Source organism: Accumulibacter sp. (assembly GCF_023806625.1).
Classification (GTDB): Bacteria; Pseudomonadota; Gammaproteobacteria; order Burkholderiales; family Rhodocyclaceae; genus Accumulibacter.
The window spans coordinates 1-14049 of record NZ_JAMTDX010000086.1; the positions used below are offsets into that span (position 1 = coordinate 1).

Below are 14049 nucleotides of genomic sequence, written 5' to 3' on the forward strand. Positions count from 1 at the left end.
GGCCTTCGCGCAAGCCAGCCCTGGACTATGACGAAGTGCTAAGTTGCGAGGATTGCTTGCCGACCCGGCACAGTTCAGGGGCCGCCACGCCGTGGCGCGCGCCTTCGCCGATTTCTACCGGACCCAGCAGGCGGCGTTTCCGCCGGAGTGCCGCGAGTCCGACTACGAAAAGCGCATCCGCGCCGCCTATCCGATCCATCCGGAAGTCTTCGACCGGCTGCATACCAACTGGTCGACGCTGGTGAAATTCCAGCGCACGCCCGACGTGCTGCGGCTGATGGCGGCGGTGATCCACAGCCTGTGGGAAAAGCGCGACCACAATCCGCTGATCCTGCCCGGCAACGTGGCGATCGACGACGCGCGCGTGCAGTCCGAACTGACGCGCTACCTCTCGAACAACTGGGTGCCGGTGATCGAGAAAGATGTCGATGGGCCGAACTCGCTGCCGCTGAAGCTCGATCGCGACTTGCCCAATCTGGGCCGGGTCTCGGCGAGCCGGCGGGTGGCGCGAGCGATTTACCTGGGCTCGGCGCCGACCACGGACGCCGCGCACACGGGATCGAGGACCGGCGCGTCAAACTCGGCTGCGCGAAAGGCGCCTGCGCAAGGATCTCGAGCGCAAGGGCGACTTCGCGCGCATTGACCCGATGCCGGCGTCCGGCGCCGACGTGCCCGACGATACGGACGCGCGCCTCGTCGTGCTCGGCGTCGATCATCCGTACGGCAGCGAAGGCCACAGCGCCGGCGAGCTGGCCGCGAGGGCCGCGGCACTATGCCTCGCCTGTACCGGAATACGCTGGTCTTCCTGGCGGCGGACAAGACCCGGCTGCAGGACCTCGACGAGGCGGCACGCAAGGTCTTGGCGTGGGAGTCGATCCTCGCCGAGAGGGTGCCGCTCAACCTGACTCCCTACCAGGTGACCCAGGCCGAGACGCAGAAGACCGCCGCCGATGGCACGGTCACCGCCCGACTGCCGGAGACCTATCATTGGCTGCTGGTGCCGGTGCAGGCGACACCGCAGGCGCCGACCACCTGGGAAGCGCTGCGGCTGCCCGGGACCGATACGCTGGCCGTACGAGCCAGCCGGAAGCTGCGCAGCGACGAGCTGTATCTGACCACCTTTGCCTCGACGCGGCTGCGCATGGATCTCGAGCGCGTCCCGCTCTGGCGCGGCGATCACGTGGCGGTCAAGCAATTGGTCGAGGATTTCGCGCGCTACCTTTACCTGCCGCGGCTCAGGGATTCGAGCGTCCTGCTGAGCGCGATCAGCAACGGCGTGAGTCTGCTGACCTGGATGCAGGACGGCTTTGCCTTCGCCGACGGGTTCGACGAGTCGGCGGGTCGCTACCAGGGTCTGCGGGCGGGGCAGATGGTGGCTCTGACCGACGCCCACGCGCCCGGGCTGGTGGTCAAACCGGAGGTGGCGGCCCGGCAGCTCGATGGCGAACGCGAGAACCCGGGGTCGAGGGGCACAGCGAAGCCGCCGACCCGGGGTGGCCCCGGAACGATGGCCGTTCCGCTTGCCGGGAAGCCAGCAACGGGAACGGAACTTGAGCCGGTTGCAGCGAGACCGAAGCGTTTCCACGGCACGGTCGTCCTCGATGCCGCCCGTGTCGGTCGTGACGCCAGCCGCATCGCGGAGGAGGTGATTTCACACTTGGTCGGCTTCGTTGGCGCGAGAGTGACGGTGACCATCGAGGTGGAGGCGGAGATGCCGGGTGGCGCGCCCGACAAGGTCGTGCGCACGGTCATCGAGAACAGCCGGACGCTGAAGTCCACCAGCCGGGGGTCGCGAAGGAGTGGATAAACTGCAGGTCAAAACAATCACTTAAAAAAACCGTACCAAATTCGCGAAGTGAGTAGCCTGCGAGAGAATTGGCTCCCGGGGCGCCAGACTTCAGCGAGCGCTGGTGGCCAATGTCGATACGCGGAGGCACTCCGCAGAGCTTCGGTGATGCGGACATTGATGCCCAGGGCGAGTTCAGGTGTGGGCTTCAGACGAAGCGCCTGTCAACAGTTGGTCGGGACCGGGCGACCCCGCCGGGCCACGCCGCAACCGACTACCCCTGCGTCGCAGCGTATCAGCGCTCCGCGAGGGGCAAGTAGGGTCGAATCGGATGACCCGTGTAACGCTGTCTTGGGCGGGCGATATGTTGATCCGGTGCCTCGATCATCTCCTTCCATTGAGCGATCCAGCCGATCGTGCGGCCAAGCGCGAAGAGAGACGGAAACATCGCATTGGGGAAGCCAATGGCCCGCAGCAGGATGCCCGAGTAGAAGTCAACGTTTGGAAACAGCTTGCGCTGGACGAAGTAATCGTCATCGAGGGCAATGCGCTCAAGTTCGAGTGCCAGAGCGAACAACGGTTCTTCTTTCTTGCCCAGTTCCGCGAGTACCTCGTGGCAGGATTCGCGCAGGATCGCCGCACGTGGGTCGTAGTTCTTGTAGACCCGGTGACCGAAGCCGGTAAGCCGGAATGGATCGCTCCTGTCCTTGGCACGCTTGATGTAGAGGGGGATGCGGTCCTTGCTCCCGATCTCCTCGAGCATGTTAACCACCGCCTCGTTTGCGCCACCGTGGTCCGGCCCCCAGAGCGCCGTGATTCCGGCCGCGACGCATGCATAAGGATTCGCGTGACTCGAGCCGGCAATGCGCACCGTCGCGGTAGAGGCGTTCTGCTCGTGATCCGCGTGCAGCACCAGAAAACGGTTGATGGCACGTGCCAGGACAGGGCTCACCACGTATTCCTGTGCGGGGATGCCAAAAGACATCCGGAGGAAATTCGAGGCGTAACCCAACCCGTTGAGAGGGTGCAGGAAAGGTTGCCCGAGCGAGTACTTGAAGGCCATGGCGCAGATGGTCGGCATCTTGGCGATGAGGCGGTGCGTTGCCACCATCCGGGCTTCGGGATCAGTGATGTCGATCTTGTCATGGTAGAAGGCGCTCAGCGCTCCGACGGTGCCCACCATCACAGCCATCGGGTGTGCGTCCCGGCGGAAGCCCTCGAAAAACCGCTTGAACTGCTCGTGGACCATTGTGTGGTGGCCAATCAGATCGTCGAAGTGCTTGAGTTCTGATTGCGTGGGTAGCTTCCCGTAGAGGAGGAGATAACAGACTTCGAGGAAGTCGGCATGTGCCGCAAGTTCTTCGATCGGGTACCCGCGATGCAGAAGTATGCCGCGCTCGCCGTCGATGAAGGTGATCGCCGAATCGCAGCTCGCGGTCGACATGAACCCTGGGTCGTAGGTGAAATAGCCCGTCTCTGCGTAGAGCGGCCGGACGTCAATGACCTTGGGACCGTGGGTGCCGGCAAGCACGGGAAGATCGACCTGCCTCCCGTCTGCATGAAAGACTATGGTCACTTTCTCGCCCGTTACTGGTCGAGCGCTGGTCAGATCGGGAAGTGCGCGTTTCATGCTCCGGCCTCCTTCCTGCGTGCAACTGGTCATCATTCGGTGGAACGGATCCAGCCCGGAAGATGAACTCCACCCTCGCGGTGTCCGCCCGACAGGTTTTCGCCGTGTCCAGAATCTGGCCGAGGACAAGAAATTGCATGACCTCGCACAGAGTATAGGCACCCCCTGCAAGCGGCGTCAATCTTGAACTTGGCGCCGGGAGCACTGACTGGCCTCCGGCCCGGATGCACGACGATGTCGCCTTCTTGTAGAAAAGCGAATGCCCTCGATGGTGGGAGCGGGAACGATCATCCGATCATCGAGAGCTTCCATGGCCGCGATAGCCTGTCTTCGGCCCATCACCACCCAGACAATTCGCGATCGCGTACCTCACGAAAGCAAAGCATACGCCATCGTGAAGCCGTCCAGCACTCTCAGGAAATCGCATAAAAACAATCGCTTATAAAGACCGTGCCAAATTGGCGAGGTCACGAGCTTCCGAGAGAACTGGCCCTCGAGAGCGCGGATATGACCTTTGCGGGAGCGGCGAGCCCGGGACGTTTACACGAAAAACCCCGCAAAACATGGCGTTGAGCGGGGTATTCGTGGTTGTTGCAGAGAGTTTGCGGCCAGTGTCCTGGCGGGGCAGAACGTACGCCATCACAAACGCTCTGCGGTTTTGGGGTAATGCTGAACGCAAATCAACGGTTGCGCCTGCGCCTGAAGTCCACGGGTAGCCCCATCTCTCCCGAGCGAGCGCTCGAGATCGCCCGCCGGATCCCGTACCCCAGGAGGTGACGCTGCATCACCGTCAGTCAGCATCCGGCCTGTCCGTTGTCACCATCCAGCAGAAGGAGCCGTTCGCGAGCATCGCCCTGGCCGAGCCTACAACCAGACGCGTGTCGTGCCAATTCCGCATGGGTGAATTGGGCATAAACAATCACCTGCGTCCTTCGCTGTCGAATTTGGGGGGATCGGCTTACAGCGCATCATGGACTGCGTCGTCGGTCTCCAGTTCATCCGTCCGGCGGCCTCGGGGTGAGTTGTGTACAACGGCATGCGCTGGACCCCCTCTTTTCAGACGACATAGCCCAGTCACGTGTCCGTGCGGCTCGACAGATTGCTTATCACGATGTCGAGTTTGGCTTTGTGAGACATTGGCCGGGTGAAAGCCGTCTTCTCCATCTGTGGCATGACGTTGCCGAGGGGAATGTAGGCCATGCGGAGCATCTCAGGCGACGCCTGCTTTGCATCTGCAAAGTCGTAGGGAAAGTTTCGGCAGAAATTGTGAAAGCCGCTGAACTGGCGCGGCTCGTTGGCGAGGCGAAACCCCGGTGGCGCCTTCCGCGACCGCCTCGGGTGATAGAGATCGATGAAGAAGATAAACCAGCCGCTGCCTGAGTAGGTCACGGCTTCGAAAACGTCAATTGTGTTGATCGAGCCGATCCGATGGAACATCATTCGTTCGCCGTTGTTGGTCTCCAGCCGAGAAAGGTAAGCCAACTCGCCGATGGCGCCATTGACGGGAATCGGATTGCGCTGGTCCAGTCCGAAGGCGCCCTGCCCGTCTGGACGTTCATCGATGGCCGGCGCGCTATTCAGCAGGGCCTCCATTTCATCACCGAGTAGCGTGTTCTGGAATTTCTCGTCGTCGACGATCTTCCAGATCATTTGCATGGCTTCCCTGAGAGCCTTCTGCCCCTCGTCCTCCTTGCCGAGTAGCTTGGAAAAGAATCCCATTTCTTATACTCCCTGAATTATTGTTGGTTAATTTCTAGTCGTCGAAAATGCTGCTCAGCCTGGGATTGCCGGTCTTGAACTTTGTGCGGATCGCGGCCTCAAGGACATGAGCGTTATTGGCGCCCTGATACGGAAGCTCCAGGACCGCTTTCTTGTCGTTGGTCTTGCCGACATGGAGCGAGCCATTGGCATTCCAGATTTGCAGCTCTGCCCAGGTCGCCTTGATCTTCTCGTCGGCGCTGAACAAGTGGCTCTTGGTCAGTTCCATTCCGAAGTCGTCGAGAATGGCGTTGCCGAATCGATACCGTTTGCCCTCGCGCAGGCCACCCAGCATCTCGGTAAGCAGCCGAACGCCGACGGCCTTCCAGAGCTTGTCAATGAAGGTCGAATAGACAGTCTCACGGTTCAACTGAACCCGCGTAACGTTGTGTTGATCGCACCAAAAGATGAAGTAGTCGGTTCCGGTCGGGATGCCATTAACCGAATTTCGAGTAGCACCCCAGCCGATACCCGTCACGTTTTCGAGCGCCACACGGGAGCCCTTCCACTCGACACCATTCGGCGAAATCCTCAGCGTATCCTTGAAGACAAGCCCGATCTGACCTTCAAAGCTGATCTCTTGCACCCAATCGTTGGCTTGCTTCTGCGCTTTCTCTCTATCCCTTTGAATGTTGGAGATAGCGACAGAATCCTCTTCGAGACGATTGACCACCTCTGGCAGTTCGGCAAACACGTCCCTCAGTAGGTTCGTCAGCCGTTCCGCCTGATCCAACATCTGGTGCTCATTGAACAGGTCAACCCCGAGACCTCTCACGTCGAGTGCCATACGCCGGCTCTGGTCGTGCTCAAGGCCACGCGACTTCATGCTGACTTGGATGGGCTGAGCAACTCGGTCCCAGTTCCGGATGACCCTATCGAGCTTGTCGATCAGGGGAGTCACCGCTCTCACACCATTGCTGGCGCTGCTCCTGATCGAGCCGATCAGCTTCTCCACGTTATCCGCCTCGCGCTCAAGGAACGAGCGCACGCCAAGTTCGTAGCTGTCGATCAGTTCGTCGATCAATAACGGCGCGGCCTCTTCTCCAGACAGCGTTGCCGTTTCGACCACATCGGTCATGACATCGATCATGCGCTTGGTGGGTAGCCGATCAATCGCGTTCTTGATCGCGTCCTTGTAGTAGCGTCGGCGATTGGAAACCTCTTCCTCAACGAGTTCAGGACCGGATACCAGCGGGAAGCCCGCAACGGCACGGTCTTCGTTAACCAGTCGTAAAACATCCTCCGCGTCGATCTGGTCGGACTCCGAGGCCAATTGGTAAATCCAGGAAGCCCAATCGTCGGCGTCCATGTCGGCATCGAACAGTTCCAGGGCCGCCGCGATCAGGTTCGATTTGACCAGCGGTGCCTCGTTCTCGGCGGCGGACATGTACTTGTCCAGGTCGTGCCTGATCAACGTGCAGTAGGCAGATGCGCGTTTCGGTGAGATACCAGGCAGCCAGGTGACTTCCAGAGAAAGGCGATTTCGCGGATTCGTGAGTTCCGAACGGGCCTTGGCACACAGCTCGTGATCCACCGAAAGGCTTCTCTCTTCCGCCTGTTCGACGATCCTGCGCCGGTTATCTCTGGTTGTTACATCCAGAATGGCAAACGCTGTCTTATGAAGATCGGTGGTCACGGGGGCGTCGCGCCTGACCTTGATGTGGCTTGCAGCCTGGGCCGGGCTTGGCCGAGGCGGCGACGACGAGGGTCGTGGAGAGTCCCGGTTAGCATTCTTGACCACCAGGCCCAGCATAGCTACCAGTTGCGGGTCTTTGAGCGCCTCTCGGGCCTGATCGAGAACCCCAGGACGGAAAACCAACTTCCGATGCTGGTGGATGTCTTCGGCGAAGATGCCCAGTTGTTGGCTCGAATGCATGTGCTCGCAAAGAGCCATTGAGGTTTCGAGCTGCTCCTGGCTGCTCGGGGTCGCCTTGCAAGCAGCACACTGGGTAAAGGCCCCGAATTTCTTAGCCCCACAGTTGAAGCAAATTGCCCTAGTCATTATCGCGATCTCATTGAAGCGAGTTCCCGCGACATACACGAGTTGTAAGCGGCCGGGCCATTCAGGTATTTGTCCTGTGAGCAGGCCATCTCAACAGCGTTTCTGTCATTTGAAGAAAGCCCGGCCAACGACGGACGGCTACCGCTCTTGCTCAAAGCTGCTAGCTGCCGGTTAAGGCACGAGTTGTAGGCAGCGGGACCGTTCAGATACTTATCTTGCGAGCACGCGGCCTCAATTGATTCATGCTCAGCAGTATTCAACCCAGATAGGTTTGGCCTTCCCGACTGGCCATTGACCGCTGCCAGTTGGTTCACGAGGCACTGGTTATACGCTGCAGGCCCGTTGAGGTACTTGTCCTGAGAGCACGCAGCTTCAAGCGATTCCCGCTCAGCAGTGGTCAAGTTTTGAGCGCTGCTCACTGATGATGGTTGAGAAGCCGGCAGTGAAGGTGCTGCAGCGACTGTCTGGGCTACAGGTGGAGGGGCGGTCTCGACAGAGGCCCGTTGCTTACTTGCTCCCGCGGCGGGCGTTGCCGACGACCTGATGCCAAGCACCTGCCTAATCCACGCACTTTGGGCTGCCTTCCGGATTTCATTAGCTCTGGCGTCGACTTCCGAACGGACGCTTTCCAGCATTCCCCGCCGATAGCGGAAATGGCTGCAACGGCTGTTGTAATCATCGACCATCGCGTTGTACGCTGCGACCTCGCCGCTGCGTGTGTTATCGACGATGCTTTCAATGGCGGAAACGCGATATTTCTCAGTCAGGCAGTACCGGATTTGCTCTCGGTTGAAGGACAGGCCGTTCCCCACTGGTGGTTTTTCACCGGCGGAAGACACGACAGCCGGCGCGGGTGCCGGAACTGGCGCCGGAGCGGGCGCGTACGATGATGACGACGAAGACGAGGGCGGCGGCGAGTACGAGGTGTTGTTATTCGACTTGCCAGAGTTACCGAACACCCAGATCAAGAAGAGGATGATCCCGCCCCATACGAGCCAATTCTTCCCACCTGAAGGCTGCTTGCCGGAAGCAATGGGGGCTGGACGCGACAGCGGCGGAGCCGGTTGCGGCTGAACCGGCTCAGATTGAACCGGCAGCGGACTGGGAGGCGGAGCGCGAGGCGGCTCCTGCCTTGGCTGCGGCAGCTTGCTGATTACGTTCCGGACATCATCCGTAACGTCCGAAACCATCGAATCGAGCCCAGCGAATCCCTTTCCATCGTTCTTGTTATCTGACATGGCTGGCTCACTTCAAACGAACCCGATCTTCCGGTTCCCGCCGTCCTCATCCCTGGCGGGGGAAGCCTCCAAAGCCTTGAGCAGGCTCTCCTGGTTCAATTTGTCCTTGCCGGATCGAGCGGCAATCCGCGCACCTTCGCGGACCACGAAGGCGACATCCGACAGCGGGCGTCCCGAAAGTTTCTTCGCCAGCGTGGCCAAGTTGATGTCACCTTCCTGCGGCAACTGACCAACGAGATTCTGGAGCAACGACAGAACCTCGGCTTCCGACGCCATATCGACCTTCACGACGTGGTCGAACCGGCCTCTTCTCAGGATTGCCGGGTCGATCATCTCAATTCGGTTTGTCATCGCGACGATCAGGACCTCGTTCTTGATCGCCTCGGGGATGCGACGAAGGAACTCGGCAACCTCTTCTACCCTGTGGTGGCTCGAACCAGTGCCCATTTGCCGATCAGCGAGGAACGCTTCCATTTCGTCGATGACAAGAATGGATGGTGCATTCTTGATGGCCTTATCGAGGACCTCGGCGATCTTCTTGCTGGTCTCGTGGATGTAGGGGCTGGCGACGCTGGAAGCTTCAATCTGGAAACTTGGCCAACCCAAATACTCGACGAGCCGCTCAATGGCGAACGTCTTGCCGCAACCGGGAGGTCCATGAAGGATGATCGCCGATGGGAATTCAATACCAAGGGCCTTGTAGCGCTCCTTGTTCTCGATGATGTCGATGACGTGTTCGATCAGAAAGCTTTCCAGTTCTGGTCGCCCAGCCAAGGTGAATGTCTCGGGTACCGATTCCTTTGGTTCTTCCCCTGCTGATGTCTTGGCTTCGGCCGTCTTTTCCGATCCTCGTGTTCTTCCGGAGGTTGTCGGCACTGCAAACCCTGCCCGCTGGACAACTTCACGCAGGTGCTGCTCGCCCAGCCAGCTAACGAGTGTCCGCAGGCGCCGGAAGGCGGTGACGGATACCGGCACGCCCCCAGTTATCCAGGAGCCAAACACGACATCGTCAGGGACACGAGCGGTCAGCGTGTACGTCGGCAGAAGCCTGGAGAGCTTCTCGACATAGATGGCATCTTGGAATGCGCTTTCGGGATCGATCTGTCTGGTGGCACGCAAGGCATCGGCGAATGCCAATGCCTCGTTCTTGGAATCGGGGGACTTGCAGGCCAGGGTCGGAGCCAGGACATGCCCGCTACCGCAAGACGCCTCGAATAGACTGTCGCCGCCGAACGAGAACGGGGAAAACACACCCGAATCGATGAGTTTCGACTCAATCCAGCGTTGGTGTAGCGAGTCTTTGACTACCAAGACGTGGCCGCAGCCTTGCGCCTCGAAGATTTGCCAGTCGCCCCCCTCATGCAAGGCGAGTCGAACCTTTGCCCCATCTGGGAGACACAGTCCTACCGGCAGCCAGGCATCAAGCGGCATGGATCAACCCCGGACGATGTTGGCAGCCGCGAACATTTCGTCGTCCACGGCGGTGCCAATCTTCATGTTGTCGAGTTCCCAGACAACCCGCCGGAGCTTGTCGATTTCGTCGGCATTGATCGCTTCCCGTCCGATTGCGACCAACTCGGCATGCTTGCGCTTGTCCGGGAAGAGGTACGTTTCCTCGGACAGGTGCTTGAACCAATCGACCACGAACCAGTCCTGCCGCCAGAGGATGTCAAAGTTCTTCCCCTTGAGCTTGCCAAGATGGCTCTCGAAGTCGGAGCTATTGCTGTCGATGGAACGTCGAGCGGTGCGCGCAAGGTTTTCGAAAGCCGATACTTCCGTCGGCCTGGCGTACTCACGAACGCTGCTGTTGAAGAAGCCGACGCAGCGATCCAAGTCGAGCTGCCGGATTTCCTTGATGTGTTCCTTCCTGACCTGCGCCAGCAACTTCTTGGCTTCAAGGACGCTGTCCATTGCCTGCTTGGCGGTTTCCGGATCGCTCTCGCCCTCCTTCAGATTGGTGGCTTGATCGAGTTTCTCCATGGCCTGATCCAGCTTAGGATTCTCGACTTTCTCGGACACCGCTTGAACGCGCGAACGAACGGATTCCGCGTCCTCACGAACCTGAATCGAGGCACTGGTGTAGTCGATCAAACCACCATCGCGTGAATAGAAGTTATGGCTGCTGTTGAAAGTGCCGCCGATGCTTGGTACCGTGACGGATAACCAGATGTTGCCCGAGTCGGACGCTTCGTACTCGCAGATCAGATCGGCGCCGGCCGAGATCACGCCGCTCTCGAAATCATGGCCGTTGATCGTGAACAGGCCAATCGGGCGATTGTCGGTGACAGGGTCTTCAATATCCCCTTCCCAGAGCTTAAAATTGATTACGCCGTTGCTGCCGGCCTTCAAGGATTCACCAGCCTTGTAGGTCTTCTGGCCTTTCTTTGGCAGTGAATCGCCTTCCTTTACGATAAAGTCGACTACCGCACGACCACCAAGTTTGTCGAGCACCTCGATACCAATTGAGGACGAAGACGGAATGCCATCGATGGTCGCCGCCGTCCTGGTAATGACAATCTTGCTGTTCTCAAGGAAGATCGGACCACCTGTCGAATCGAAAACGAATATCTTGAAGGTGTTCTCACCAGGTTTGGTCAGGGTGACCTCGACTGTTGCCCCATCCTTCAGCGCGATGCGACCGGAAGACCAACCTGTATCCAGGCTATCAATCTGGAATGCCGCTCCGGCCAGGGCGGTACCGCCGAGCTTGACCGCGATCTTGGCGCGCCTGTCAGGGGTGCGTGCGATATAGTTGAAAGCGAGATCAAGCCGGCCGCCAGCACTGATGGCGCCACGCGTGCTCTTGCGACTCCGCGTCATCGAATTCCAGTCGATGGATTCCGCGAACACGGCGGCGCCTTCTGCCACGGCGGTCATCGGATTCACGTCCGTGGAGGGAGCGATTCCAAGCTCGAACGCCACCTTGTCTCTCAACGGCTTGTAGTGTGTCGGGCCTCCGACGAAGACGACACGCTCGATGTCGTGCGGCGTCAGTCCCGCCTTTTCCATCGTCTCTCGCGCCGCCTGGATCGATTCGGCAAGCTTGGGTTCAATCAGTTCGTCGAGCACCGCACGCGGGAACGGGATATCAAGGTACATCTCCTCGCCAGACGCATCCTTGGCGCCCAGTTCGGTTTCGGATAGGCTGATGACAGCCTCCTCCTTCGAGGACAGTTCGATCTTCGCCTTCTCTGCCGCCCACGTCGCCATCCTGACGAGCGACTTGTATTGCGCGTTGACGGTAAAGTCTTCTGGGAGATCAAAGTTATCCAACAACCAGGGCTTGACTACGTTGTCGAGCAGGATGCGGTCGAAGTCGCGTCCGCCGCACATTGCAATGCCGCCGTGGGCCAGCAGATTGACGCGGCCAGCGATGCTCTCGGCTATTGCGATGTCCAGGGTTCCGCCGCCGAGGTCATAGACGAGGAATACGCCGTCGCCCTTGCGATGGCGCATGACGCTCATTACGGCTGAGACAGGTTCCTGCATCAGGGCTACCTTGCCGAGGCCCGCCGCTTCGGCGGCCGACATGGTGGAATCCTTTTGCATCTGGTTGAAGGCCGCCGGTACCGTGATTACCGTCCCCGTCTCGGGATCGTTGCGGATTTCCTCAGGGAGAAAGCCGAACAGCACTCGCAAAATCTCCGCCGAGCATTCCTCGGGGCTCATTGTGAGGTCGATCGCCGGCAGTTTGATCGGGGTGCTCGTGCCCATCAGGCGCTTGAACAGGACAGCCGCGTTGTCCGGGTTCCTGGCCGAGTTGTTGTAAGCCCGTGCCCCGACGTACTTGTTGCCGCGTTTGTCGATGAAGATTGCCGAAGGGGTAACGTCGTGCTGCTCAGGGCTCTTGTAAAGTCTGACGTTCTCACCGTCGTAGGAGCATATGGCGCTGTTGGTCGTTCCGAGGTCGATCCCCACGTAGTTCTTCATTCCGCAGTCTTCCGAAGCATTACGGTTCCTGAACGCACAAGGCCCTCCGGTCCCATGATAATGGGTTCAACCATCTGATCGACGAGAAGTGCGTCGTCGGGTCCAAAATCGCCAATATTGAGCGCGCTGGCAGCCATCCCAACATCGTAGGGGTGACCTTCAACGTTCGCGACGTGGAATCCAGCCTGGCTCAGGCAATCGTCCAGGCGCTTGAGGTAGTAGCGGTACTGATTGATGTAGCGAGAGCCTTCACCGGCGTCCACTTTCGTCAGGAGGCGCTGGAAGAGCTTGGCGAAGCGCCAGCTCTCTACAACCAAGTCTAGAAGGGTCTTTTCCAGCCCCTCGAACGTCGGACTACCGTCGCAGTCACCCATGAGTCCGTCCCTCAGTAAACCGTCTGGCAGCGTTACCGCCTCGTCTTAGGGATACGGCTCGATAGCGGCTGCCATTGCTCTGCATAGGTCATCAATCGTTCCGTTCCACACGCAATGGCGCATAGCGAATAGCGTTTCTCTGCCGCACGGGGTACCTCCGGTTCACGCGCTGGCGCAGCCGCAGAAGATAAGCACGCTGGATTGGATCCCTGCCAAGGCAGTACTCGTGGGTATTGTAAGCTTCCCGCGGCTGGGGTCAATGGCGAGGCAAGCGCCAAACGGGGTTCCGCAGGCTGCCTGAGCGTCTTCCGGCGGTTCGCGCGCATCGGGCAGGAGCGAACGGCGCGCTCCTGCCGGAGTCAGCACCGAACGCCGGTTTTCGGCGCAGTGCCGAACAGCCCCTCCAGCGGTATAAGTTTAACGGTGCTGATCCCCTGCCGCCGCAAGACTCTTTGACCCCGCCGCCACCGGTGGTGGTACTCCGCGATCGGCGCGCTCCACCCTTTCCCGCTGCGCCGGGACGACTTGCCGTTCCGCTCCACTGCGATAGCTCCTCGTCTGTCGAGTCCGGAGGGAGTTCTTGCGGTCGAAAGCGCCATCGCAAGGACGCCGCCAACCTAACAGTCACCGATATCCCCGGACACCGCCACCCGGGTAGCTTGCCTACTGCCCACCCCCAAACACCTTCAGCTTCACGAACGCCCCCGCGAGCGTCGCCATCACCAGTCCCGTCACCAGCATCCGGACGATCGTCAGCCATGCGGTCTTCTTCGCCTCGTTGAAGGCGTCGAGCAGACTCCGCAGCTCACGGATGTCGTGCGCCGCATCGGCGCCATCGAGCCCCACCCCGTGCAGGGCATGCCGAGCCCCGCGCTCGGCGGCTCGCTCGAGCATCGCCTCGAACTCCTCCTGCGGCAGCGTCACCATCTTGCGCCGCTCGACCCGCGGCTCTTCCCGATCCGTCGCTCCCGAATCGCTGGCCACTCGCCCCTCCCTAATCAGACGTCCGGCGTCACGCGCACGACATTGACGCCGTCGGCGCGCAGGAGGCAGCGTTTGCCCTGACCGACGACGATGCCGCTGCCCCCGGCCGTCCGGAAGATCGTCGTGAAGGCGCCGGTGTTCGCGCAGAAGACGTCGGCGCGCCAGTGGTCCGGCACGATCACCGACCGGTGGCCGGTCAGCACCCCGGTGGTGATCAGATAGCCGCAGCGGGCCTCGGCCGCCGAGAGCGTGACGTTCGCCGTGGTCACGACCACCGAGGCCTGGCTCGTCCGATCCACCGGCTGCGCCCAGGCACGGTAATCCGTGTAGCCGGTCACCGACGACGC

At 60.2% G+C, this 14049-nt stretch carries 10 protein-coding genes and 1 pseudogene; 2 read left to right on the plus strand and 9 right to left on the minus strand.

Going from position 1 to position 14049, the window contains the following annotated elements; all coding sequences use genetic code 11:
* Window positions 1-43: 43 nt before the first annotated feature.
* The gene (locus NFW05_RS18575; RefSeq protein WP_366918268.1) at window positions 44-643 is read left to right on the plus strand and encodes a DUF499 domain-containing protein; all 600 of its coding nucleotides are present in this window, start codon (window positions 44-46) and stop codon (window positions 641-643) included.
* A gap of 129 nt (window positions 644-772) precedes the next feature.
* Window positions 773-1807 carry a hypothetical protein gene (locus NFW05_RS18580; protein WP_366918269.1) on the plus strand — a complete coding sequence of 345 codons (1035 nt, stop codon included), beginning with the start codon at window positions 773-775 and terminating at the stop codon, window positions 1805-1807.
* 274 nt (window positions 1808-2081) lie between these two features.
* Here NFW05_RS18580 and gltA read toward each other — a convergent pair whose 3' ends face one another.
* From gltA to NFW05_RS14225, 9 genes and pseudogenes are all read right to left on the minus strand, one after another.
* Entirely contained in the window at window positions 2082-3416 is a 1335-nt protein-coding gene (gene gltA / locus NFW05_RS14185; RefSeq protein ID WP_295308168.1) for a citrate synthase, read from the minus strand.
* Window positions 3417-4490: 1074 nt separating this feature from the next.
* Window positions 4491-5135 (minus strand): hypothetical protein, encoded by a 645-nt coding sequence (locus NFW05_RS14190; RefSeq protein WP_295308171.1) that lies wholly within the window; start codon window positions 5133-5135, stop codon window positions 4491-4493.
* Between the two features lie 34 nt (window positions 5136-5169).
* Window positions 5170-7176 (minus strand): hypothetical protein, encoded by a 2007-nt coding sequence (locus tag NFW05_RS14195; protein ID WP_295308174.1) that lies wholly within the window; start codon window positions 7174-7176, stop codon window positions 5170-5172.
* Window positions 7176-8414: a hypothetical protein gene (locus NFW05_RS14200; protein ID WP_295308176.1), complete on the minus strand. Its 1239-nt coding sequence runs from the start codon at window positions 8412-8414 to the stop codon at window positions 7176-7178. Before NFW05_RS14200 ends, NFW05_RS14195 begins: the two co-directional genes overlap by 1 nt.
* A 12-nt stretch (window positions 8415-8426) precedes the next feature.
* Entirely contained in the window at window positions 8427-9845 is a 1419-nt protein-coding gene (locus tag NFW05_RS14205; protein WP_295308179.1) for an ATP-binding protein, read from the minus strand.
* 3 nt (window positions 9846-9848) lie between these two features.
* Window positions 9849-12344 (minus strand): Hsp70 family protein, encoded by a 2496-nt coding sequence (locus tag NFW05_RS14210; RefSeq protein ID WP_295308182.1) that lies wholly within the window; start codon window positions 12342-12344, stop codon window positions 9849-9851.
* Entirely contained in the window at window positions 12341-12718 is a 378-nt protein-coding gene (locus NFW05_RS14215; RefSeq protein WP_295308185.1) for a hypothetical protein, read from the minus strand. Before NFW05_RS14215 ends, NFW05_RS14210 begins: the two co-directional genes overlap by 4 nt.
* A gap of 663 nt (window positions 12719-13381) precedes the next feature.
* On the minus strand, window positions 13382-13645 hold the full coding sequence (locus NFW05_RS14220) for a DUF6127 family protein (protein ID WP_363321711.1): 264 nt from the start codon (window positions 13643-13645) through the stop codon (window positions 13382-13384).
* 71 nt (window positions 13646-13716) lie between these two features.
* Window positions 13717-14049 (minus strand): annotated as a pseudogene (locus NFW05_RS14225) (hypothetical protein); the annotation flags it as partial.

What these genes read in the sequence shown, in the direction of transcription:
- NFW05_RS18580 (WP_366918269.1), top strand. Translation starts at nt 773, where the DNA reads ATGCCTCGCCTGTACCGGAATACGCTGGTCTTCCTGGCGGCGGACAAG.
- gltA (WP_295308168.1), bottom strand. Translation starts at nt 3,416, where the DNA reads ATGAAACGCGCACTTCCCGATCTGACCAGCGCTCGACCAGTAACGGGC.
- NFW05_RS14190 (WP_295308171.1), bottom strand. Translation starts at nt 5,135, where the DNA reads ATGGGATTCTTTTCCAAGCTACTCGGCAAGGAGGACGAGGGGCAGAAG.
- NFW05_RS14210 (WP_295308182.1), bottom strand. Translation starts at nt 12,344, where the DNA reads ATGAAGAACTACGTGGGGATCGACCTCGGAACGACCAACAGCGCCATA.
- NFW05_RS14200 (WP_295308176.1), bottom strand. Translation starts at nt 8,414, where the DNA reads ATGTCAGATAACAAGAACGATGGAAAGGGATTCGCTGGGCTCGATTCG.
- NFW05_RS14215 (WP_295308185.1), bottom strand. Translation starts at nt 12,718, where the DNA reads ATGGGTGACTGCGACGGTAGTCCGACGTTCGAGGGGCTGGAAAAGACC.
- NFW05_RS14205 (WP_295308179.1), bottom strand. Translation starts at nt 9,845, where the DNA reads ATGCCGCTTGATGCCTGGCTGCCGGTAGGACTGTGTCTCCCAGATGGG.
- NFW05_RS14195 (WP_295308174.1), bottom strand. Translation starts at nt 7,176, where the DNA reads ATGACTAGGGCAATTTGCTTCAACTGTGGGGCTAAGAAATTCGGGGCC.
- NFW05_RS14220 (WP_363321711.1), bottom strand. Translation starts at nt 13,645, where the DNA reads ATGGTGACGCTGCCGCAGGAGGAGTTCGAGGCGATGCTCGAGCGAGCC.